General features: G+C 41.7%; 13 protein-coding genes. 4 read left to right on the top strand and 9 right to left on the bottom strand.

The genetic code is table 11. From position 1 onward, the window contains the following. The 3 genes from RMY27_RS29710 to RMY27_RS29700 all read right to left on the bottom strand — a co-directional run. The coding region (locus RMY27_RS29710) for an AAA-like domain-containing protein (RefSeq protein WP_322668427.1) at positions 1-3534 on the bottom strand (3534 nt) is incomplete at its 3' end. Between the two features lie 124 nt (positions 3535-3658). Next, on the bottom strand, positions 3659-4291 hold the full coding sequence (locus RMY27_RS29705; protein WP_322668426.1) for a type I restriction enzyme HsdR N-terminal domain-containing protein: 633 nt from the start codon (positions 4289-4291) through the stop codon (positions 3659-3661). 294 nt (positions 4292-4585) lie between these two features. Beyond that, positions 4586-6226, bottom strand: coding sequence for an AAA-like domain-containing protein (locus RMY27_RS29700; protein WP_322668425.1), 1641 nt, complete (start codon positions 6224-6226; stop codon positions 4586-4588). 99 nt (positions 6227-6325) lie between these two features. Between RMY27_RS29700 and RMY27_RS29695 the strand changes: the two genes are divergently transcribed. Beyond that, positions 6326-6628 carry a hypothetical protein gene (locus RMY27_RS29695; protein ID WP_322668424.1) on the top strand — a complete coding sequence of 101 codons (303 nt, stop codon included), beginning with the start codon at positions 6326-6328 and terminating at the stop codon, positions 6626-6628. 91 nt (positions 6629-6719) lie between these two features. Here RMY27_RS29695 and RMY27_RS29690 read toward each other — a convergent pair whose 3' ends face one another. Further along, the gene (locus RMY27_RS29690) at positions 6720-7778 is read right to left on the bottom strand and encodes a serine/threonine-protein kinase (protein ID WP_322668428.1); all 1059 of its coding nucleotides are present in this window, start codon (positions 7776-7778) and stop codon (positions 6720-6722) included. Between the two features lie 128 nt (positions 7779-7906). Next, positions 7907-8800, bottom strand: a complete 894-nt coding sequence (locus RMY27_RS29685) for an alpha/beta fold hydrolase (protein ID WP_322668423.1) — start codon at positions 8798-8800, stop codon at positions 7907-7909. Between the two features lie 257 nt (positions 8801-9057). Between RMY27_RS29685 and RMY27_RS29680 the strand changes: the two genes are divergently transcribed. Continuing rightward, positions 9058-10743, top strand: coding sequence for an S-layer homology domain-containing protein (locus RMY27_RS29680; RefSeq protein WP_322668422.1), 1686 nt, complete (start codon positions 9058-9060; stop codon positions 10741-10743). Between the two features lie 7 nt (positions 10744-10750). Here the strand turns inward: RMY27_RS29680 and RMY27_RS29675 are convergent, their stop codons facing one another. Further along, the gene (locus RMY27_RS29675) at positions 10751-11188 is read right to left on the bottom strand and encodes a VOC family protein (RefSeq protein ID WP_322668421.1); all 438 of its coding nucleotides are present in this window, start codon (positions 11186-11188) and stop codon (positions 10751-10753) included. A gap of 110 nt (positions 11189-11298) precedes the next feature. Here RMY27_RS29675 and RMY27_RS29670 point away from each other — a divergent pair, with 110 nt between their 5' ends. Beyond that, a complete protein-coding gene (locus RMY27_RS29670) occupies positions 11299-12078 on the top strand; it encodes an MBL fold metallo-hydrolase (protein WP_322668420.1) in 780 nt (259 codons plus the stop codon). A 90-nt stretch (positions 12079-12168) separates the two neighbouring features. Here RMY27_RS29670 and RMY27_RS29665 read toward each other — a convergent pair whose 3' ends face one another. Next, entirely contained in the window at positions 12169-13194 is a 1026-nt protein-coding gene (locus tag RMY27_RS29665; RefSeq protein WP_322668419.1) for a mechanosensitive ion channel family protein, read from the bottom strand. Positions 13195-13301: 107 nt separating this feature from the next. Between RMY27_RS29665 and RMY27_RS29660 the strand changes: the two genes are divergently transcribed. Further along, entirely contained in the window at positions 13302-14219 is a 918-nt protein-coding gene (locus RMY27_RS29660; protein WP_322668418.1) for a histone deacetylase, read from the top strand. A 131-nt stretch (positions 14220-14350) separates the two neighbouring features. Here RMY27_RS29660 and RMY27_RS29655 read toward each other — a convergent pair whose 3' ends face one another. Both RMY27_RS29655 and RMY27_RS29650 read right to left on the bottom strand, forming a co-directional pair. Further along, positions 14351-19069, bottom strand: coding sequence for a non-ribosomal peptide synthetase (locus RMY27_RS29655; RefSeq protein WP_322668417.1), 4719 nt, complete (start codon positions 19067-19069; stop codon positions 14351-14353). 293 nt (positions 19070-19362) lie between these two features. Continuing rightward, a complete protein-coding gene (locus tag RMY27_RS29650) occupies positions 19363-22635 on the bottom strand; it encodes an amino acid adenylation domain-containing protein (RefSeq protein ID WP_322668416.1) in 3273 nt (1090 codons plus the stop codon). Between the last annotated feature and the right edge of the window lie 3 nt (positions 22636-22638).

Here is a 22638-nt window from a genome sequence, read left to right as displayed (position 1 = left end):
GCTGAAGACGACGCTGTTGACCGAATTGCTATGCCCAGTCAGGGTGGAAATCTCTTTGCCCGTGTCCCGATTCCACAATTTGATGGTGTTGTCAGCACTGGCGGAAGCTAAAGTTTTGCCATCCGGGCTGAAGACGACGCTGGTGACCAAACTTCTATGGCCACTCAGGGTGGTAATTTCTTTGCCCGTCTCCCGATTCCACAATTTGATGGTTTTGTCATGACTTGCGGAAGCTAAAGTTTTGCCATCCGGGCTGAAGACGACGCTGATGACCGAACTTCTATGGCCACTCAGGGTGGAAATTTCTTTGCCCGTGTCCCAATTCCACAATTTGATGGTGTTGTCACCACTGGCAGAAGCTAAAGTTTTGCCATCCGGACTGAAGACAACGCTATGGCCACTCAGGGTGGAAATTTCTTTGCCCGTGTCCCAATTCCACAATTTGATGGTGTTGTCACGATTGGCGGAAGCTAAAGTTTTGCCATCCGGGCTTAAGACGACGCTGATGACCGAATCGCTATACCCACTGAGGGTGGTAATTTCTTTGCCTGTGTCCCGATTCCACAATTTGATGGTCTTGTCAGCACTGGCGGAAGCTAAAGTTTTGCCATCCGGGCTGAAGACGACGCTGATGACCAAATCGCTATGCCCACTGAGGGTGGAAATCTCTTTGCCTGTGTCTCGATTCCACAATTTGATGGTCTTGTCAGCACTGGCGGAAGCTAAAGTTTTGCCATCCGGGCTGAAGACGACGCTGATGACCAAATCGCTATGCCCACTGAGGGTGGAAATTTCTTTGCCTGTGTCCCGATTCCACAATTTGATGGTCTTGTCAAAACTGGCGGAAGCTAAAGTTTTGCCATCCGGGCTGAAGACAATGCTGAAGACCGAATCGCTATGCCCACTGAGGGTGGAAATTTCTTTGTCTGTGTCCCGATTCCACAATTTGATGGTCTTGTCACGACTGGCGGAAGCTAAAGTTTTGCCATCCGGGCTGAAGACAATGCTGTTGACTGAACTGCTATGCCCACTGAGGGTGGAAATTTCTTTGCCTGTGTCCCGATTCCACAATTTGATGGTGTTGTCACGATTGGCGGAAGCTAAAGTTTTGCCATCTGGGCTGAAGACGACGCTGAAGACCGAATCGCTATACCCACTGAGGGTGGAAATTTCTTTGCCTGTGTCCCGATTCCACAATTTGATGGTCTTGTCAAAACTGGCGGAAGCTAAAGTTTTGCCATCCGGGCTGAAGACGACGCTGATGACCAAATCGCTATGCCCACTGAGGGTGGAAATTTCTTTGCCTGTGTCCCGATTCCACAATTTGATGGTCTTGTCAAAACTGGCGGAAGCTAAAGTTTTGCCATCCGGGCTGAAGACGACGCTGATGACCGGAGCGCTATGCCCTTCGAGGCGATTTTGTTCACGAATGTTTAGCAGAATAGTCTGTAAACTAAACAAAGGGCTGTAAGCGGGATATTCTGCTAAAGATTGTTTATCCTTGACCAGAGTTTTTAGTTCTTCCGCACTCTGCACTGCTAACAGCAGCCCCTCTATTTGCCTTGAAGGTACAAACTCCCGCAATGCAGCAGTTCCGTCTTGTTCCAATCGCGTAACCGTTAAAGCAACTTTTCTGTCTGCATCTGCCTTTTTTAGTTCCTCAAGAGAAGTTTTACGGGCATTGACAGCCGCATTTAAATCAATTTGAGCTTTTTGTAATTGTTGTCGCGCCTGCTGTTGTTCTTGCCTTGCCCGATTTAATTCTGCAACAGCTTTTTCACGCTGCTGTTGTGCTTCTTGTCGTTGTCGAATTGCTTGGTTTGCCTGTCCTTCAGCTTGACTAGCTTTTGCGCTAGCTGCTACCACTTTGTTTTGAGCTAGTTTCAGGTTTTGCTGTGCCTGATTCACTTTGTCATTTGCAACATTCAGTTTTGAAGTTGCGTTACTAAGATTCCGTTTTACCTGTGCAGCTTGTTCGGATATTTTTTTATTGTCTGCCGATATTTGCTGATTATCTTGCTTAGTTGCTACGGTTTCTGTTTTTGCTTTTATTAATTCTGTTTGGGCATTATCTCTTTCTGCCTTTGCTGTTCCTGCTTGTCCCAATTGATATTGAGCAAATATTAATGATGCAACAGCCCCCAGCACAGTCAGTCCTAACACCAAAGAACCAATACGAATTCGTTGATTAGCTTTGTGGTTCGCCTCTGCTAATACTTGCTTTGCCTGTTCCTCTGCTTCCAACCTTTTCTGCACATCGCGCTTTTCTAACTCTTGGCTAGCAGCTAAAAACTGATAGTCTAAGTCACTTAAACTTTTACCTACTGCCCATTCTTGGGCATCATGCAAAGTCTTTCCCCGCAACAAGCGCGACTCATCTTGACGTTCCGACTCAGCCCAGGCATTAAATGTATCGGAGTATGGACGCAAGTTTGCTAAAATCTTTTCGCACCATTCCTGCTTAAACACCTCTGCGTAAATCCGGTTATAAATTCGCAGCTTCCCATCCCGCTTCACCACCAAACCCGTCAGCCGCAATTCCGTTTGTTCAACACTATCATCAGTTGCTATCTCTCCCTGCTGCAAAATCTGCTGATACAACCCCAACAATCGTCCAGTCCTCTGTTCTCCACTCTGCAAAATTCTGTCTCGAATCGTCTTCAAATGCTCCGGCTCATCTTGCGTCTCCCAATTCTTAATAATCCCCTCGCGTACCAACTCTTCCACCCAGTCCGCATCCCCTAGTCCCCAGTTTCTAGTCTCCAGTCCCCCCTGCACCAGTAACTTACAAACTTTTTGTGTCAAAAACGGCTGTCCTCCTGTCCAGTCCAGCACCACTTGCATCAATTCTTGAGAATCACCCAGTTCTGCCAATCCCTGTGCCAAGGGTTGCGCCTCTTGGAGTTGAAAGCCAGTTAAATCAATTGCCTGTCCAATATTAAAAGGTGTCCGGCGTTTGTCTTGAATCAAGTCTGAAGGCGTAGACACCCCAATCAAAGCAAAGGTGAGGCGATTATATTCAGGATGGTCTGCTCGTCGGTTATAGCAATCGCGGATAACTGCAAAAAAGTCATCTAAGTTGAATGAAAGACTCAAAACGCTATCAATTTCATCAATAAAAATAACAATCTTTTCAGTAATTGTTTTTAGTAAAATTGTTTCAATAAACTTGCTCAAGCGCTGTACTGGTGAAAGCAACCCGTTATCAGTCCACCAAGTATCTAAATCAAAAGTCGTATAAATATTCAAACTTCCCACCAGAGTATCAATCACCCCGGCATACCACTGTTCTGGGGTAATATCTGCCGTCCCAATAGCTGTAATATCAACAACAGCACAAGCAAATCCCTCAGTTTGCAAACGCTGCATTACCTGCACCCGCAAGCTAGATTTCCCCATCTGCCGGGAATTGAGTACATAACAAAAATCCCCAGCCTTCAAGCCTTCATAGAGGTCATGGTCAGCTTGCCGTCTAACATAAGTTAGGGCATTTTTAGGCAGACTACCACCGACTTGATACTGGTATTGAGTCATAAACAATTAAAAATTCAGCGCGAGTTAAACAAACCTCTCCCTGCCTTGAACTAAAGTTCAAGTCTGTCCCTCTCCGAATCGGAGAGGGACGGTTTTGCGTAGTAAAACCAGGGAGAGGTCATAATTACAAATTACTAATTAAACGAGCTAGATGTTTTAACACTTTTACGACAGTATATAAGTCATCCCCACGATTAAGCGACAGTGTATAAGATAAGGCATATCTCGGTGTACTCTGTTTAGTCAACTTAATAAATTGAAATTCACTACCATTGGTGATAAACCCAAAAACAGGTTTAGCCGAAGTTGCATCTGCCAACATATAAGCCAATGCTTGTGGAATTGCTGGCACTAAGGAGTAATCTGCTCGTTTCGCCTCAATTACGAGAACCCAAAGTGGAGGATGAAACACCAAAATATCAATACGTCCTCTAATAATTGTGCCTTCGTCTTCAGAAGAAATTTTTACCTCTTCTTCCGACGCAATGTAAAAAGGCGGTTGATAAAAACCTGCTAGACGCAATAGTGGAGATAGCACCACCATTTTGACTACAGGTTCTAAAATAGGATATTTCGATAGATGAAAATATTCTGTCTTGACTTCGTTGAGAGATTGCTTTTCTAAATCACTCAACTCAGGTAAATCTTGCTGCCACTCTGAAAAAAACTGTTCGTCGTCTGCAAGGTGTAAACCAAATTCATCGATGAGTTGGGCTAAGGTGATATCTTTATCTCTTCCTTGAATAAGTTGAACCATTGTTGAACCTTTTTGTTATAGCGATTCAAAAAATGTTTGCGATAGATTACCCCACCCTAACCCTCCCCGTATGTATTGGGGAGGGAACTAGATTCTCTTGTTTCCCCCCAATGCATCGGGGGGATTAAGGGGGGTAATTCGACTTGTGTGTACACCGTTAGCCTTAATAAGGGGAGATTAACGGGGGATACCTGGATAAGCGGAGGGTTTTGTCTATGTGTCGCATTCTTTTTTCAAATTGGTATTAAATGGTAATTGTAGAGAAAAGTTCTATTGCACTCCTAATGTACTTTCTTAATTTTTAATTCCCAAGCGATGCCCAAAATATTGACGATACAATTTACACAGTGGCACTACTTCATTGCCTTGAAACTTAACTAACCCCATACTGCGGAGTTTAAACGCTTCATTTGTGCCTACATCCACGGCGCGATTTGCTGTCATTGCTTGTTTAACCGCCGTTAGCAATTCTGTATCTTCTTGCAAGTTCAGCCAGTGGCGGCGCAGATGGTCACTATAAGGCCCTTCCTCGGTTGCCGCCATTTTTTGCAGATTTTCCAGCGTCATCCGACCACGGGCAATTTCATAAAGCGCTACCCGCACTAAATAAGGATGACCACCGACGAGTGTCATTAATTCTTCAATTTGTGAATCAGACCAATTGAGTCCGTGACGCTGTACCAAGTCTTGTACTTGTATTTGATGTAAGTCTGGTAACTCAATGGGTAAGCCGACATTAAAAGGCGACTGATTAATATTGAGCGGAATATAAACTTCCTTAGAATGCACAATTACCAACCGGAGATTTTTCCAAACTGTCTCATTCTTTGACCGCTCATGCCAAGCTCGTAGCAATCCAAAAAAGTCAGCAGCAATTATCGGATGCTTAAAGACTTCATCGACTTCATCCAAACCTATAGCTACAGGGCTATTAATGGCGGGTAATAAATACCGTTGAAAGTAATTTGTACATTTATTCTTGCTACCTAAAACACCTTTCCAATACTCATCTAATTTATCGGGTAGATTCAATTCGTAGGTAATGCTGGCGCAGAACCACTGCAAAAACTGATCTAAATTAGCGAGAAATTCTGCATCGGCTGACTGGAAATTTACAGGTGCTATCTGATAGCCATGTTGACTAGCATGATGGAGAACCCGCGACATGAGCGAAGTTTTGCCCATCTGCCGGGGAGCTTTGATGCGAATTAAGGCCCCTGGTTGAAGAATCGTTTCATAACAGTCTACCTCAATAAGCGATCGCTCGACATAGAAAGCAGAGTTTAGAGATACCTGCCCTTCTGGATTTTCTAAGGAGACTGCTGATTTTATATCGGTATCTGGAATCGTTTCGTTAGTAGAGTTAGCACCTTGGAGATTGTTCCGACTTTTCAGCACTGGGGTGGAAGACTCTGGAATACTTTCTAAATCAATAGCGCTACAGCCAAACTCATAAGCATCCTCATAAGACCTGTCAGCGCCTAGTGCATCATAAAAGCCTACCGCAAATTTAATTGCCGCCCTGTCCCCAATTGCCCGATTCATCCCAACTACGCAGTTAATGTGTTGGTAAATAGCCTCAGCTTGCACCTCGCTATAGCAGGCATTTAATAAGATACACTCAATTTTGTCTTTAAATAATTTAAATAGCCTTGCCAGTGACTCCGTACTCACCAGCTGCATTTGCCCTGTATTATTTTCTAAGGCTAAACCTTGATTTCCACCCCCATGCCCAGAAAAATGGATGATATGAGGATTATGATCTAAAAGCGCACGCCGCAAATCGTCAGGCCGCACCGCCCATTTAGTAATCAGTTCAAACTTATCTCGGCTGCGAGAGCGTTGCAACCCTTCCTGAATTTCCCTTACTTCTTCATCCAAGCGGAGTTTGTCTGTCGTTGTGGGATTAGCTGACACAATCAGGATTTTTTTCACAGCGCTATCAACTATTGAGTGCAGTCTTCTGGCTTAGATGTAGTTTACTACAGCAGATAACTACACAATTACTGATAGTGCATTACCGTTAACGAGTATTTGAACTGGATTAATCCACCTTTTATCTCCGTTGACGAGTATTTGAACTGGATGAATCCACCTTTTATCTCCGTTAACGAGTATTTGAACTGGATGAATCCACCTTTTATCTCCGTTGACGAGTGTTTGAACTGGATGAATCCACCTTTTATCTCCGTTGACGAGTATTTGAACTGGATTAATCCACCTTTTATCTCCGTTGACGAGTGTTTGAACTGGATGAATCCACCTTTTATCTCCGTTGACGAGTATTGGATACTCATGCAAATTCCAGCAATTTTTACAAGCGTGGAATACACATAATTTTAGGGACACAATATATTGTGTCCCTATGCGTGTAGTCTATTCAATTGAAAACCGTTGTAACTCTAAGCCAGATGCAACCTAATTAATCTTAATTTCCGATTTTTTCTTGGCAATCTGAGCTTAAATCAAAACTTTGACATTCTCTAGCTTCCGACAATTGCCTAACCGTATTACCAGGCTGATAACTTATCAAAGTTCCTGCAACCGCAGTCAGTGTAACAACAGTAGCTAGTCCCAGCAAAGTGGCTCGTTTTCTAGGTTTGATTGTACTGATGAAATTATCTAACCCAGTCGCACTACCAACAACCTCAATTGTCCCAAGTGCTTTTAAAGCAATAGCCGCATTAGCATAGCGGCGTTTTCGGTTACGTTCCACCATTTTCATCAACCACCATCGGAAACGCGGACTAATTTGAGGAACTAATTGCTGGAAATTAAAGCGATAGTTATCATCAATTAATTTGCCAATCTCAACAGAACGGGTATTAGTAAGTAAGCAAATTAGTGTTGCTCCTAAACTATATAAATCTGATGCCTCAGTCAGGGAATGACCAAACTGTTCCTCTGGTGGCATAAAACCTGGAGTTCCGGCTATAAAGCTGCTCAGAGCTACTTTCTCACTCTGTATTCTAGCCAACCCAAAATCAACCAGGTAAGCATTTAGTTCTTCATCAACCAAAATATTGTCTGGCTTAATATCCCGATGAATAATTGGGGAAACTTGCTTTTGCAGATAAACCAAAATTTCTAAGATTGAAAGAGCAATTTGCTTAATTTCTTCAGGATTAAAGCTACGTTTTAATCCCAAGGATGGGGCATTTTTATATTCTTGTACCAGATAAAAAGCCCCTGGCATTTCAAAGGAATCTATATAACGAGGAATGCGGGGATGATTGAGTTGTTGCAAGATTTCTATTTCGCGCTGATATGCTTTCACACCTGATAAATCAGCACCTGCACGAGCAAAACAAAACTCTTTAATCACCACCTGCTGATTAGATTTAAAAACATTAGCTAGATAAATAATCCGTCCCCCTTCTCGGTTGCGTCCTAGTTCGCTGATGACTTGATAGCCAAGTTCTGAAAAATCTGGATGGTGATTTAAGAGAATTACCCCTTTATCTCCATTACGCACATCAAGCTCCATTTCTTCACACACCATACGAGTTTGATTATGTCAAGGCGCAATTAAAAGATTAAGATCCACTCACCCAGATTGTTAGCCCCATTTTTACCTTGCTTGGGCTAATACATATCGGCAGAAAGGCAAAATGATTACCTTTGCGCTAGCCAATCGACAATCTGGGCATTGACAACCTCTGGAACCTCATCGTGAGGACAATGACCGGCATTGGGAATGGGAACAATTTTGATATCTTTGCCATTCTCCCGTGCCTTTTCGTAAATCTTGGCCCCGGTAATTGGTGTCCAGGGATCGTCAGCACCCCAAATTACTAATAAGGGACGTTCTACTTTGGGCAAAAGTTCCTCTGGGCTAGGGCCAGGAGGGGCTGTGAGTATAGATGCGAAGACTTGTTGCGCTCCTGGATCGCAAGAGGGAGTATAAAGTAAATCGACTAATTCATCGGTGACAGCTTCACGATTCCGGTACACTTGGTATAGAGTGCGGCGAATTTGAGCTTTTTGGCGGATGCGGTTATAGACAAATTTACCTGTAATTGGCGATCGCACAAACTGATTAAAAGTTGACATCACAATCCGTAGTGGCGGGTTCAGTTCATGGGGACGATGACTCAAACCACCCGCAGAATTAATTAGAATACCACCAGCAGCAATTTCTGGATGTTCTACCAGTACTATTAAGCTCAAAAGTGCGCCGATGGAGTTGCCAATAAATACAGCAGGTTCTTGGATGTGTGCTGTGCAGAAATCTTTTAGCAGTTCCACCCAAACTTCCACACTGTAATCAATGGGCGCTTTATCAGAACCACCAAAACCCAAAAGGTCTATGGCAAATACCTGGTAGCCAGCATTAGCTAAAACTGGGATATTTTTGCGCCAGTGTCCAATGGAAGCACCGAAGCCGTGAACTAATACCAAAGGGCGTCCTGTGCCCATGACAGTGTACTGAATTTTGTAGCCCTGCCAATTCCAAATGAATTTTTCAAAGGCATCTTGGGTTGCAAGCTGTTGTGTCGTTACAGTCATTATTAAGATTAATAAAGTGTTTCTTTAATATAGTAATGTTCTCTGACCAAAACAGTGCTGAGTGCTGAGTAACGAGTGCTGAGTAAAAAAAGCAATAATAATCACACTCCTAACTCCTAACTCCTAACTCAGCACTCAGCACTCAGCACTCAGCACTGATTAAATGTTAGTTCCATCTACCCCAAGGGATTAATAAGTCAAGGGATACCAAATACCCCTGTGACTTTTTAGACGAATGGTAGTGTGAGATGAAATACATGAATCAAAGTTACTTGGCTCAAATGAGCAAGTTTGTTCTGGCTGCAACCTCTGTGGCAATATTTTCACCAATAGCTTCTGCATCTGCAACTTCAGGGTTCTCTACCATCGTCGCCCAAATATCTGATAATTCCACAGGTCAACAACTTTTAGCCGATAAAAAAGTAGAAACAAGGAGTCGTACTACTATTGAGCGGCAAACTATCACTACAGAAAGCCGCAATAGTAGTGTTTCTACAAAAGGGAAAAAAACAGGTTTTAGCCTTGCCATTTGGGAACCATCGGGTAACTTGTCAGAGGTGATTGCTCGCATTTCTGTCAAAAGTAAAGGTAGCAAGGGCTATTTAAAAGAGCGGTTTTTGGGTGATTACAAATACAAGATTAAGCAAAAAGCAAAATTTGCTAAGGGTTTAAAAGCTAGCGATCGCATCGTCGTGCGATTGTATGATGTTCAAAACCGCTTTATTGGCTACAGCGAATTTGAATGTTTATCGGCAAATACCACAGTTAACCTGATTTTGTCAGCCAAGCCTACAGAATACCAAGTCATTCGCACTGTTTATGGTGTTGATGCTGACCAAAACGGCACTATTGACGCAAGTACCACCACCTACGACTACTTCACCCAAGTCAGCGACCAACGTGTTAGTTTCCTCAGCAGTTCCCAAACCTTCCAAGGTAGTCAGTTCCAAGTAGAAGGTTTGTCAAAAATTGCAGCAACCAGCGTTTATCCTGCCTCTTTCACTCAGGGTGAGTATGCTTTAGTGCGTCAGTCGTTCGTGAACGTCTTTAGTTCCGAATTGGCAGAGGCTTTGCAAGCTACTCCTGGCAGCTTGGTGCAGGTGATTGAAGTCAGAGATAACTCTAGCTATGATGTCAGCCAAATGCTGATGAATTATCGCCAAGTCGGGATGTCTCGCGCTCTCCAAGTTGGGTTTTCTGATGTTTCTACAGACTACTGGGCTAAAGATTTTATTGCCGAGTTGGCCTCGATGGAAATTCTCGAAGGTTTTCCTGATGGGACTTTCCGCCCGGATGCACCAGTAACTCGTGCCCAATTTGCGGCAATGCTGCAAAAAGCCTTTACCAAGGGGAAAATTCGTCGAGCGATCGCATTTAAAGATGTCTCAACTCAATATTGGGCTTACAATGCCATTAGCGAAGCTTATCAAATGGGCTTTTTAAACGCTGTTATTGGCAAAGGTTTCAACCCCAGTCAAAGCCTTTCTCGCCTTGACATTTTGGTAGCATTAGCGCGGGGATTAAATTATCAAACCAGTGGTTCCACAGATACAATCTTATCTGTTTACAGCGATGCAACTACTATTCGTAGTGAATATCGTAGTCTGATTGCAGCTCTGACACAACGCGGTATAGTCGTCAACTATCCCAATGCGAACTTGCTAAATGTTGAACGGGTAGCAACCAGGTCTGAAGTATCTGCTTTGCTATACCAGGCTCTGTCTAGCACCGGACAGGTAGCAAACATTTCCTCGCAGTACGTCGTTGGACAACAACAACAAGTTGCAGTTGAAGAACAGATTGAAACTTCAACGGAGGGCGTAAAACCGCGTCGCCATTGCAACCAAGGAATTGGTAATGGTTCTGAGGGATGTGACCCAGGCAATTCACACCCTCACGGCGGCAGCAACGATGAAGGTGGACGCACCCCTGGTAATAAGTAACCATTTTTTAAGAGACGCGATTAATCGCGTCTCTAGCTTGCTCAACTGTAAAATTCACTACCTGACCATAAGAAATTTCCAGGGTATGACCATCTGGGTCTCGAAGATAAGCCCAGTAACCAACGGGAGGGCCCCAGTCATTTGGCCCAGCCAGCAGTATTCCTTCAGTGCGTGCCTCATTGCACAGGCGATCGATTTCCCCACGATTCTGATAAGCTACCCCAAGATGGGATTGTGGTAAAAGTGCGCCTTCTACTTTAGGTACTTTAATTAGGACAATCACAAAAGGTCTAGTCAGGTCACTAATCCAAGCAACATCTGATTGAGTCGCTTGATCAATGCGATGATGCACGACTGTCATTTGGGCGTACTTTGCATAAAATGAGATACTTGCATCAACATCACTGACTGCAAGTGCAATGTGAGTAAAACCAAGATCAGACATAAAAAAACTCCGTGTAGACTCGACCGCACGAATGTAGGTGTTGGCATCAGTGCTTACTAAGAAAGGTGACACCATTGATAATGAAGGTAGGCGTTATCTTCACAAAATTTATGTTTTTAACTTGGTTCGACAGCAACTCTTGGTTACTGGAAATCGGCGGGAAACGAATACTAATTGACCCTTGGCTGGTTGGTTCGTTAATTTTCAGCAATTTGGATTGGTTATTTAAAGGGTCGCGATCGCAAAATCGCCCAATTCCAGATAATATTGATTTGATCTTGCTATCTCAGGGTTTAGAAGACCATGCTCACCCACCAACGCTCAAGCTGTTAGATCGCAGCATCAAGGTTGTAGCTTCTCCCAATGCAGCTAAGGTAGTACAGCAGTTAGATTACACCCAAGTAACAGTATTAGCTCATGGTGAAACTTTCACTTTAAATAATCAAGTAGAAATCAAGGCTTTCCCCGGCTCGCCCATTGGCCCGACTCTGGTAGAAAATAGTTATCTTCTCAAAGAATTGGCGAGTGGTTTAACTGTATACTATGAGCCTCACGGGTATCATTGTCCACAACTTCAGCAATCTGCACCTATCGATGTAGTGATTACGCCGTTTATTGACATGACGCTACCTTTGCTTGGGCCGATTATTAAAGGACAAAATAGTGCTTTAGAAGTCGTCAAATCATTACAGCCTCAAGTAATAATACCTACTGCCGCTGGTGGAGATGTGTCCTTTGAGGGCTTGCTGATGAAACTCATTCAAACTAAAGGAAGTGCTGAGGAATTTCGTTCGTTATTAGAAAAGAACAATCTTTCGACGCAAGTACTTGAGCCGAAACCAGGCGATCGCTTTGAACTACCATTAGAAAAACGAGCATTAGCAATCTAAGTTGCACCTAGCCCTAGCTATTACAAATCGAGGTTTTCAACCCGCGCAGGCGGGTTTCGTCTGTATAGCCGCGACTTCTAGTCGCCAGGGCTAATTTTTTTCCATAGCTGAATTATCTTGCATATACACTTCCCTAATCGGAAAAGGAATTTGAATTCCTGCTTGCTGATAGCGTTTGTGTAATTTTTTGATAAATAGATGTTTCCCAATCCGTTGATCGAAGTACTCACTTACCCGCATATAAAGCGTAAAATCTATACTAAAATCATTAAAAGTATGAAATCTGATATATGGTTCATTTTCTTTTAAATCCGGTGCAATTTCTTGCATAACTTCTTTAGCAACTTCTACAGTCACTTTTTCAACTTGTTCCAAATCGCTATCATAACTTACGCCCACATCCATTGTTAAAGTAATTTCTTTTGCAGGTAAATGATAGTTGGTGAAAATAGCCGAAGACAACTTAGAATTGGGAACAATGACGATATTATTGGAAATTTCTTTAATCGTCGTATTCCGCCAAGAAATATCTATAACATATCCCTCATGCCCAGCATCTAATTTTACATAGTCACCGGTTCTAACTTGCTTAGAAATAATTAAGTAAAACCCAGAAAATAAATTTGCAAGTGTGTCTTGAAGTGCCAAACCAACTGCTAGACCACCAATACCTAAAGTTGTGACGATCGGAGTAATTTGAATACCCACAGTTTGCAATATGATTAATGTTCCCAAAACTAAAACAGTAATTTTAGCCAGATTAGAAATTAGTGATGTGGGAACCCCTTCTGCTCTGCGAATAAATAAATTCACAAAACCAGCAGTCAATCTGGCTAAAACTAGAGTTACTGAATATAGCAGTGCGATCGTCAGAACTTTTTGCAGTACTAATGCAATATCTGGTTTGAGGGGAGAACTCAGAACTGCCCAGAAAAAACCGCCAATGACAAACCAAATAAAAGTCATGCGGTGCAGAGAGTGAAATATAATATTACCCCCGGCGATTCGTTTATTATTAACAAATCTTTCCAGTTTCTTAAAGATAACTTTTTCACCAATTAGTCCAGCTAGTAAGCCAGCTAGAATAAATGCTATGGGCGGAATCCATTCGATCATATTAATTTAGATTTGGAATTTTAGATTTACAATAACAGCATTTTGACTGTAATTATGGCTAAATTTTACCTTGTTGTCGGATTAGCTGCTTGAAATTTTCTTTACTTATGGATTTGCCAATTATTTACCACCCAGATTACATTGCTCCACTACCTGAAGGACATCGTTTCCCGATGTCTAAGTTCCGACAACTCTACGAATTGCTGTTAGCTGATGGTGTAGCGAATCAAGAACAATTTCACACTCCCGAACGTCCGCTACTAGAATTGATAGAGTTAGTCCATACTCCAAGCTACGTTCAAGCTTATTGCGAAGGAACCCTAGATGCGAAAGCACAACGTCGTATTGGTTTGCCTTGGAGTCCAGCACTAGCAAATCGTACTTGTGTAGCGGTAGGTGGTACGATACTTACTGCAAAACTGGCACTAAGTCAGGGTTTAGCTTGTAATACGGCTGGTGGAACTCATCACGCCTTTCCCAGTTATGGATCTGGTTTTTGTATTTTCAACGATTTAGCGATCGCCTGTCGCGTTTTACAAAAATTTGGACTCGTTCAAAAAATCCTGATTGTCGATTTGGATGTCCATCAAGGAGACGGCACAGCTTTTATCTTCCAAGACGACGACAGCGTTTTTACTTTCTCTATGCACTGCGAAGTCAATTTCCCCGGTACGAAACAAAACAGCGATTTGGATGTTCCTTTGCCGATGGGAATGGAAGATGACGCTTATTTACAAACCTTGGCGAATTATTTGTCAGATTTGTTGTCTAAAGTCAAGCCAGATTTAGTATTTTATGATGCAGGTGTTGACCCTCATATAGGCGATCGCTTGGGCAAATTAGCCCTTACAGATGCTGGCATTTTCCGCCGAGAAATGCAGGTATTGAGTACCTGTATGAGTAGTGGTTATCCAGTGGCCTGCGTCATTGGCGGCGGTTATGCCGATGATATGAAATCTTTAGTATGGCGACACTCCCTGCTACATCGCGCCGCCAGTCAAATTTATCAGCAGTATAAACTATAGTCATTTAATGGGTAATAGTAACCGAAATCGTAAAGTTTTTATACACATAGGTTTTTGGCTTTTTCAACCCGTCGAACTCACGTTAAAATTGATTCTTAATGTAACAATTCAATCTAGTGCCTGATCTTTTTTTAAAATTTTACGCTCTCTTCGTTTAAGGAAGATAACTTAATCCGCCGACTTTCACGCGATAGGGGCATTAAAATCGGAGCTTGACTTTCAGCATTGCTTTCTTTCAAGCTTTCTATCACCTGAGATAATTCTGCAATTGTCGGTGCTTCAAATACGCTACGCAAAGGCAACTCCACGTGTAAGGCGTCGCGTACTCTAGAGACAAGCTGAGTTGCCAGTAATGAATGACCGCCTAATTCAAAGAAATTATCATAAATTCCTATGCGCTTAAGTCCCAAAACCTCAGCAAAAATTTTCACCAGCACTTGTTCAACAGGAGTCCGAGGTGCGATGTAATTTTCAGGCAATTGGAGCTTAATTGCATCATGGAATGCTTTTAAGGCGCGGCGATTGACTTTACCATTAGCTGTTAGAGGTAATGACTCCAATACTACAAAAGCTGATGGCATCATGTACTCAGGCAGTTTTTGTGTTATGTAAGTCTGCAACTGTGGCACTAACTTACGCGCAGCTTTGGCTTGTAGGGGATTATTGGCGTAAGATTGCCAGGGACGAGAATGAGCCGTGCTATGGGGAAAAATAGTTTTCTTACTTACTGCATCTTGCCGTACAAAAACTACATCATAATATCCTTCAATGCTTGAAAGTGACCAGGTGATCTCAACCCTATAAGGTAGATTTAGCGCATAAAAATCTTCTGGGTCTACTCCAAAATTTTCAAGTTCTTGCAAAGCTTTACGTATTTGACCTACAGTTTTAAAACTTTCTGCGTCTGATAGCCATTCTGCTGTTTTAACTGCTGACATTACCCGTGCATTAGGTACATTGATAATGCTTAATATTTCTAGTTGATTCTCAATTAATAACTGACGCACTGCTGAGACTGTGAGATTATCTTCAGACCAGTTCAGCACTGAATGATTTTCAGTATGATTAACAATTTCGGTACTAATATGAAGAATCACATTGTAACGAAACTGAGTTAATTCATTGTGATATTTTCCACGCATCAGTTGAATTTGCACATGATTAATCTGCGGAAAGCGTTGCTTGATAACACTAAAAAAAGCTGGATCAATAACTAACTCTGTTTCTTGAAATATTTGCGTTTGTACCCGTTGCTGCAACTCGAAGCAGGTAAGGGAAGGTTCAGCTTGATGCAGTTGCACTGACGCATGGAAAGCTTGCAAGAGTGGCAAACTACGCACATCCCCTATGAAAATAAAGCCACCCGGAGCAGTTGCCTTCACAGCACCTTCTAATACACTAATCAGATAATCAATAGTAGGGAAATATTGTACAACTGAGTTCAGAATTACTGCATCAAAAGCTGCTGTTTCTACTTTCTCGAAGTCAGTAGCCATCTGCTGATACAGTGATACCTGCGGCATTTCTTGTTTTTGTAGCTGTTGGTGAATGCAGTTAAGTGAAACTGAGGAAAAGTCTGTTCCCCAATATTTAGTGCAGTGAGGTGCAATTCTAAATAGAATCAAGCCTGTTCCACAACCAATTTCTAACACTCGTTTGGGTTGCAAAGCCAAAATCTGCTCAACTTGGTTATCCACCCACTCACGCATTTGCTCTGCTGGAATAGGCTGATTTGTGTAACTGCTATTCCAGCCGACAAAATTGAATGTAGGATCTGAATCAGTAGATTGATTATAAGTTTCGTTATACAACATCTGCCATTGCAAAACCTGCTCATTCTGCAATTGCATTAATTGCAAATTCTCCTGTTCGTTACTATAGTTACTGTATTCAGTTTCTAGTACTACATAAGCTACTAGGCACTTTTCCTTTTCATCCTCACGAGTTATTACTACAGTTTGCTGCACTGCTGGATGCTGACTCAGTACCGCTTCAATTTCTCCCAACTCAATACGATAGCCACGAATTTTTATCTGATCGTCGAGGCGACCTAAAAATTCAATGTTGCCATCTACTCGATAGCGAACTAAATCACCTGTTTTATAAAGTCGTGCTTTTAACTTATTAGTAAAAGAATGATAAATGAAGGATTCAGCACTTAATTCAGGATGGTTTAAATAACCTCGTGCTAACCCATCACCACTTATGTACAACTCTCCCGGAACGCCAATAGGTACTGGTTGTAAATGTTTATCTAATATATAAAGTTTTATATTGGCGATCGCACATCCAATTACAGGTGCTAAATTATCTTTGTTCTTAACAGAAACATATCCTGAAGTTGTAACAACTGTGTTCTCAGTTGGGCCGTAATTATTAAATACTTGAAAAGAGTGGGAAGCTAAAGGATATTGATTTAGTTTGTCTCCACCGGTGAGCAATATTCGTAAAGCTGCGTTCTTAGGAAAATCTAATAATAAAACTTTCTCTGCTAAAGGTGTTGGTATGAAACAAATTGTTATCGCTTTTGATACTAGCCAATCTCGGAGATAGTTAGGCGATCGCCTGGTTTCATCCTCTACAAAATAAATGCTTGCCCCAATGCTAAGATAAGGCCAAATTTCCCAACCGCAAGCGTCAAAGGCAACTCCAGAAATCTGCGTTGCTCGGTCAAGGGGTGAAACTACAAACGCTTTTTGATGCCAAAATACTAAATTTAATAATCCTCTATGTTCAATTTTAACCCCTTTAGGTTTTCCAGTTGAGCCAGAAGTATAAATGATATAAGCGAGGTTATCTACTGTAACTTTACTAGTAAGGTTATCTTCAATCTCTTGAGAAATAATCTCCCAATCTTTATCTAAACAGATTATTTGTAAATCAGAGTTTTTTAGACGTTCAAGCCATCGCTCCTGAGTTAATAAAACTGAGACTTGAGCATCTTCGAGCATAAAATTTAAACGCTCAGATAGATAGCTTGCATCTAAAGGTACATAAGCTCCACCTGCTTTCAGTATGCCCAACATCCCGATTACCAGATCAAAAGAGCGTTCTACACAAAGTCCTACTAAAACTTCGCTTTTAACTCCTAATTTTTTTAGATAATGTGCAAGTTGATTACTGCGTATATTTAACTCTTTGTAGCTAAGTTGCTCATCGCCAAATACTAGCGCAGTTGCCTCACTATTCTGCTCTGCTACACTCTGAATTAACTGATGAATACACTTATCTTGAGGATAAATTGCTTGGGTATTGTTCCATTCAACTAACAATTGATGTAGCTCAGATTCGCTTAAAAGTGGTAAATGTGTAATTCGGTCTTCTGGATTTGCAACTATACCCTCCAGTAATATTTGGAAGTGTCCTAGCATCCTGGTGATAGTAGCGTCATCGAATAAATCTGTGCTATAAATTACAAAACCACTAATTCCTTCTGAGCTATCTGCCCATAACCCATTTTCAGTATTTGGCTCCCACAAGTGGAACTCCAAATCAAAGCGCGTTGTTTCCGTTTCAAATGGTAGCGGACTTAAAGTTAAACTAGGTAATTCTAAGGCTGTCATCGGCGCATTTTGGAGCGCAAAAACAACTTGAAATAGCGGATTTTGATTCAAATTACGCTCTGGATGCAGTTCTTCTACAAGTTTTTCAAAAGGTAAATCTTGATGGCTGTATGCTCCTAAAGCTACCTCTTTAACTCGACTCAATAATTCCCGAAAAGTTGGGTTTCCTGATAGATCGGTACGCAGTACTAAGCTATTGACAAAAAAACCAATTAATCCCTCAATTTCACTACGGTTGCGATTGGCAATAGGTGAACCAATAGCAATATCTTCTTGTTGTGTGTAGCGGTAAAGTAAAACTTGAAATGCTGCTAGTAGAGTTATGAATAAAGTCACCCCTTCTTGTTGTCCGAGAGTTAAAAGTGCTTTGCTCAAACTTTTTGATAATTGCAAAGGTTGTCTTGCACCCTGGTAAGTTTGCACAGCTAGTCTTGGTCTGTCAGTTGGCAGATTTAGTATAGAAATGCCGTCTAATTGCTTCTGCCAGTAACTCAGTTGCTTTTCTAATACTTCCCCTTGCAACCATTGGCGTTGCCAGTATGCAAAATCTGCATATTGGACTGTAAGTTTCGCTAGAGGAGAAGGCTGATTGCTGGCAAAGGCTGTGTAAAGCGCTGCTATCTCTTGAATCAGCACCCCAATAGACCAACCATCAGAGACAATGTGGTGCATAGTTAGCAGCAGGATGTATTGTGTCTCATCCAACCACAGCAGTTTTACTTGCAACAACGAATCAGTTGATAAATTAAAAGGACGTTGAGCTTCTTGTGTAGTGAGTCGTCGTGCTTGTATTTCTCGTTCGGCTTGTGGCAGTTGCCGTAAATCTATTATTGGTAAAGGTATTGTTAGGGTAGGATTAATTACCTGAACTGGTTGCCCTTTCTGTACGACAATAGTGGTGCGTAAAGCTTCATGTCGCCGCACAATTTCGTTAAAAGTTTGCTCTAGTACGGCTAATTTCAGCGAACCTGTTAAATGTAGTGCTAGTGGAATGTTATAGAAAGGATTATTAGGGATTAATTGGTCAAGAAACCACAGCCGTTGTTGAGCGAAGGAGAGGGGAAGATTTCCTGAGCGCAAAATGGGTATGAGAGGTTTAAAACTGTGGTTATTAGTACGATTAGATGCTTCTAAAAATTCAATAATTTCTGCTTTACGCTCTTGAATTTCTGCACGCAGTTCTGGTGTAATAATTCCTTCAGGGGCGTTACAGCGAAACTTTTCACCATCAATAAAAACTTGAATATCTAAGCTGCGAAGATAAGATAAAAACTCAACGGTATTCAAAATTACACCCCTTCGCAACAGTTATTACTTATTAGTTATTAACTAACCCAGCATTTTTATCACACTTACAACACCCTATAAATCATTCTTGGGAGTGAAAGTTAGATGATTTTAACTATGGTATGAAGCTAAAAGCAGTTAACAAAATATTACAAGGTTTAGGCTGATAATATTCATGCCTCATAATTTTCTACTTGTATGGCTGGTTCAACTGCTGTCGGTTGGGGTACTTGGTAGGGGGATCTATATTTAGGAAGTCGGGTGGCTAACTGCTCAAACTCAAGCGTTTTTACTTAAAATTCCACGTCTTCTCGATCTTGACTCGTAGTTCCAACTTTATCTAAACTTTTTTTCGCCCAATATGTTGTTTCAATGTACTTAGTAAGTTGTTCAATAGTTGGCGCTTCAAACAAATTGCTTACAGGCAAATCTATTTGGAAGGTGTCACGGATACGGGAAGTTAGCACAGTCGCTAAGAGAGAATGACCGCCCAATTCAAAGAAATTGTCATGGACACCTACTTGCTCTTTCCCCAAGACTTTAGCCCAAATTTGGGCAAGTAACTCTTCAACCTGCGATCGCGGTGCCACATAATCTTGATTATTGAAAGAAATTGTATCAGGCATGGGTAAAGCACGCCGATCCACTTTGCCATTATGTGTAAGAGGTAGAGATTCCAGTATCACGTAGGCGCTTGGCACCATGTATTCTGGTAACTTTTCTTTGAGAAATTGACGAAGTAAGGATGCAAAGGCTTGCACCTCTTGCATCGCTATCTGTTCCTGGTTGAAAACAACATAAGCTACCAAGTACTTATCATCAGGTACATCCTCACCAACAATGACAACAGTTTCTCTCACTGCTGGATGTTGATTCAACACCGCTTCAATCTCTGACAACTCAATGCGGAAGCCACGAATCTTTACTTGATTGTCAATGCGACCTAAAAATTCAATATTGCCATCTGGTAGATAGCGGGCTAAATCACCCGTTTTATAAAGGCGTGTTTTGGGATTATTACTAAAAGGATGAGGAATAAAGTGTTTAGTAGTGAGTTCAGGGCGATTGAGATATTCTCGCGCCAGCCCCTCCCCACCCATATATAATTCGCCAGTAACGCCAATAGGCACTAGTTGTAAATGGGGATCTAATATATAGATTTGGGTATTTGTAATAGGGCGACCAATAGGCAAAGATGTAGCTGATGAAAACTCTTGAACATAATAATAAGAAGAGAATGTTGTATTTTCTGTAGGTCCATAAACATGAATTAAATGCTTTGGCGCACCATTTTTAAGAATCTTTTTAACCCATCTTGTATCAACAGCCTCGCCACCAAAAAGCAAATATTTCAAGGTCGTAAAAGCTTGCGGAACATTTCTAGCAATCTGTTGAAACAAGGCGGTAGTCAAAAACAGAATATTGATACCTTTTTCTCGTAGCTGTAATGCAAATTCGTGAGGTGAGAGGGTTACATCTTTACTAACTCCCACAAGTTGAGCGCCGTTAAGTAGCGCTCCCCATATCTCGAATGTCGCTGCATCAAAAGAAGCGTTTGAGGCTTGGGCGACTTTATCAGATGGTAATAATTTTATATAGTTCGTATCGCACACTAACCGATTTACAGCTTTGTGAGGTACAGCAACTCCCTTGGGTTTTCCTGTAGAACCAGAGGTGTAAATAATATATGCTAAATTATCACTATTTAAATCACTTTTAAGATTATCTTCCTTTTCTTGGGTAATAATTTCCCAGTCTTTATCTATAGAAATAATTGGTTTTGAGAAATATTCAAAATGCTTGAACAAGTTTTTTTGTGTCAGCAACACTGAAACTTGTGCATCTTCAAGCATAAAATTTAGACGCTCTTGAGGATAGCTGGGGTCTAATGGAACATACGCTCCCCCAGCTTTCAGAATACCCAACAACCCGACGATCATTTCTATAGATTGTGAGATACAAATGCCGACTAAAACTTCTGAACCTACTCCGATTTTTTGTAAATGGTGTGCTAGTTTATTGCTACGAGTATTCAACTCTTGATAAGTCAGTTGCTCGTTAGCAAAGTTTACTGCTATAGAATCAGGATACTGCTGTACCTTTTTTTCAAACAATTGATGGATACATTTATCTTGAGGATAATAGGCTTGGGTGTTATTCCATTTCACCAATACCTGATGTAACTCCGCTTCACTTAATAACGGTAAATTTGCAATTCGTTCTTCTGGATTTGCAACAATAGCTGACAACAGAGTTTTAAAATGTTCTACCATCCGGCTAATAGTAGCTTGATCAAATAAATCTGTGTTATAAACCATTACACCTCGGAGACCTTCAGAATACTCCCAGTTTCCGCCCCATAAGCTCCTAAAATCCTCAGAACACTTCCACAGATGCAGTTCTAAATCAAAACGTGTTTTTTTCAAGTCAATATTCAGAAAGCTAGGTATTAATCCAGGCAGTTCTAGCGCTGACATTGGTGCATTCTGAAAACCAAACACCACTTGAAATAGGGGATGATGGCTCAAGTTACGCTCTGGATGTAGTTCTTCAACTAACTTTTCAAAGGGTAAATCTTGGTGGCTGTATGCTCCTAAAGTTACCTCCCGTACTCTGCCTAGTAGTTCTCGAAAAGTTGGGTTTCCAGATAAGTTGCTATGTAGCACCAAACTATTGACAAAAAAACCAATTATTCCTTCAACTTCGCTGCGGTTACGATTAGCAATTGGGGAACCTACCGCGATATTTTCTTGATGGGTGTAGCGGTAAAGTAATGTTTGAAATGCTGCCACCAGTGTCATAAATAAGGTTGCAGCTTCTTGCTGTGACAGCTTTTCTAGTGCATCAATTAGCTTGAGCGGTAACTCTAGAAATTGGGTTGCTCCTTGATAGCTTTGTATAGCTGGCCTTGCTTTATCAGTAGGCAGATGCAGTATGGAAATATTGTTTAATTGCTCCCGCCAGTAAGCTAACTGGGTTTGAAGTACTTCTCCTTGCAGCCACTCGCGCTGCCAGTGAGCAAAATCGGCGTACTGAAGAGGCAGTTCTAATAGAGGAGAAGGCTGGTTTTGTGCAAAAGCTGTATACAGCGTTCCCAGTTCCCGAATTAATACCCCCATAGACCAATCGTCGCAGATAATATGGTGCATATTCAGTAATAGAATATGTTCTGTCTCAGAAAGGACGAGGAGTATTACTCGCAGCAATGGCCCGGAGGATAAATCGAAGGGATGTTCTATCTCTGCGGTAATAATGCACTTTGCTTTAACTTCTTGTTCGTCAGCTGGCAATTGTTGGAGGTCTAATACAGAAAGAGGTATTGTTAAGCTGGGTGCGATCGCCTGTAAAGGTTGCCCATCCGACACAATAAAAGTGGTGCGTAAGGTTTCGTGGCGACGCACGATTTCGTTAAAAGTCTGTTCTAGTGCGGCTAATTTCAGCGAACCTGTAAAGCGAATTACTGTCGGCACATTGTAGATAGGATTGCCGGGGATCAAGCGATCGAGGAACCATAGGCGCTGTTGAGCAAAAGATGCTGGAAAAACGAAGACTTCTTCAGAAGACATAAC

It is taken from the genome of Nostoc sp. DedQUE09 (assembly GCF_034530915.1).
In the GTDB taxonomy this organism is placed as follows: domain Bacteria; phylum Cyanobacteriota; class Cyanobacteriia; order Cyanobacteriales; family Nostocaceae; genus Nostoc.
The sequence above is the reverse complement of the archived record's forward strand: the minus strand, read 5'-3'. Positions and strand labels throughout refer to the sequence as shown.

Coding starts and splice junctions, on each gene's coding strand:
- RMY27_RS29690 (WP_322668428.1), bottom strand. CDS start 7,778: ATGGAGCTTGATGTGCGTAATGGAGATAAAGGGGTAATTCTCTTAAAT.
- RMY27_RS29660 (WP_322668418.1), top strand. CDS start 13,302: ATGGATTTGCCAATTATTTACCACCCAGATTACATTGCTCCACTACCT.
- RMY27_RS29675 (WP_322668421.1), bottom strand. CDS start 11,188: ATGTCTGATCTTGGTTTTACTCACATTGCACTTGCAGTCAGTGATGTT.
- RMY27_RS29680 (WP_322668422.1), top strand. CDS start 9,058: ATGAATCAAAGTTACTTGGCTCAAATGAGCAAGTTTGTTCTGGCTGCA.
- RMY27_RS29670 (WP_322668420.1), top strand. CDS start 11,299: ATGTTTTTAACTTGGTTCGACAGCAACTCTTGGTTACTGGAAATCGGC.
- RMY27_RS29685 (WP_322668423.1), bottom strand. CDS start 8,800: ATGACTGTAACGACACAACAGCTTGCAACCCAAGATGCCTTTGAAAAA.
- RMY27_RS29665 (WP_322668419.1), bottom strand. CDS start 13,194: ATGATCGAATGGATTCCGCCCATAGCATTTATTCTAGCTGGCTTACTA.
- RMY27_RS29705 (WP_322668426.1), bottom strand. CDS start 4,291: ATGGTTCAACTTATTCAAGGAAGAGATAAAGATATCACCTTAGCCCAA.
- RMY27_RS29650 (WP_322668416.1), bottom strand. CDS start 22,635: ATGTCTTCTGAAGAAGTCTTCGTTTTTCCAGCATCTTTTGCTCAACAG.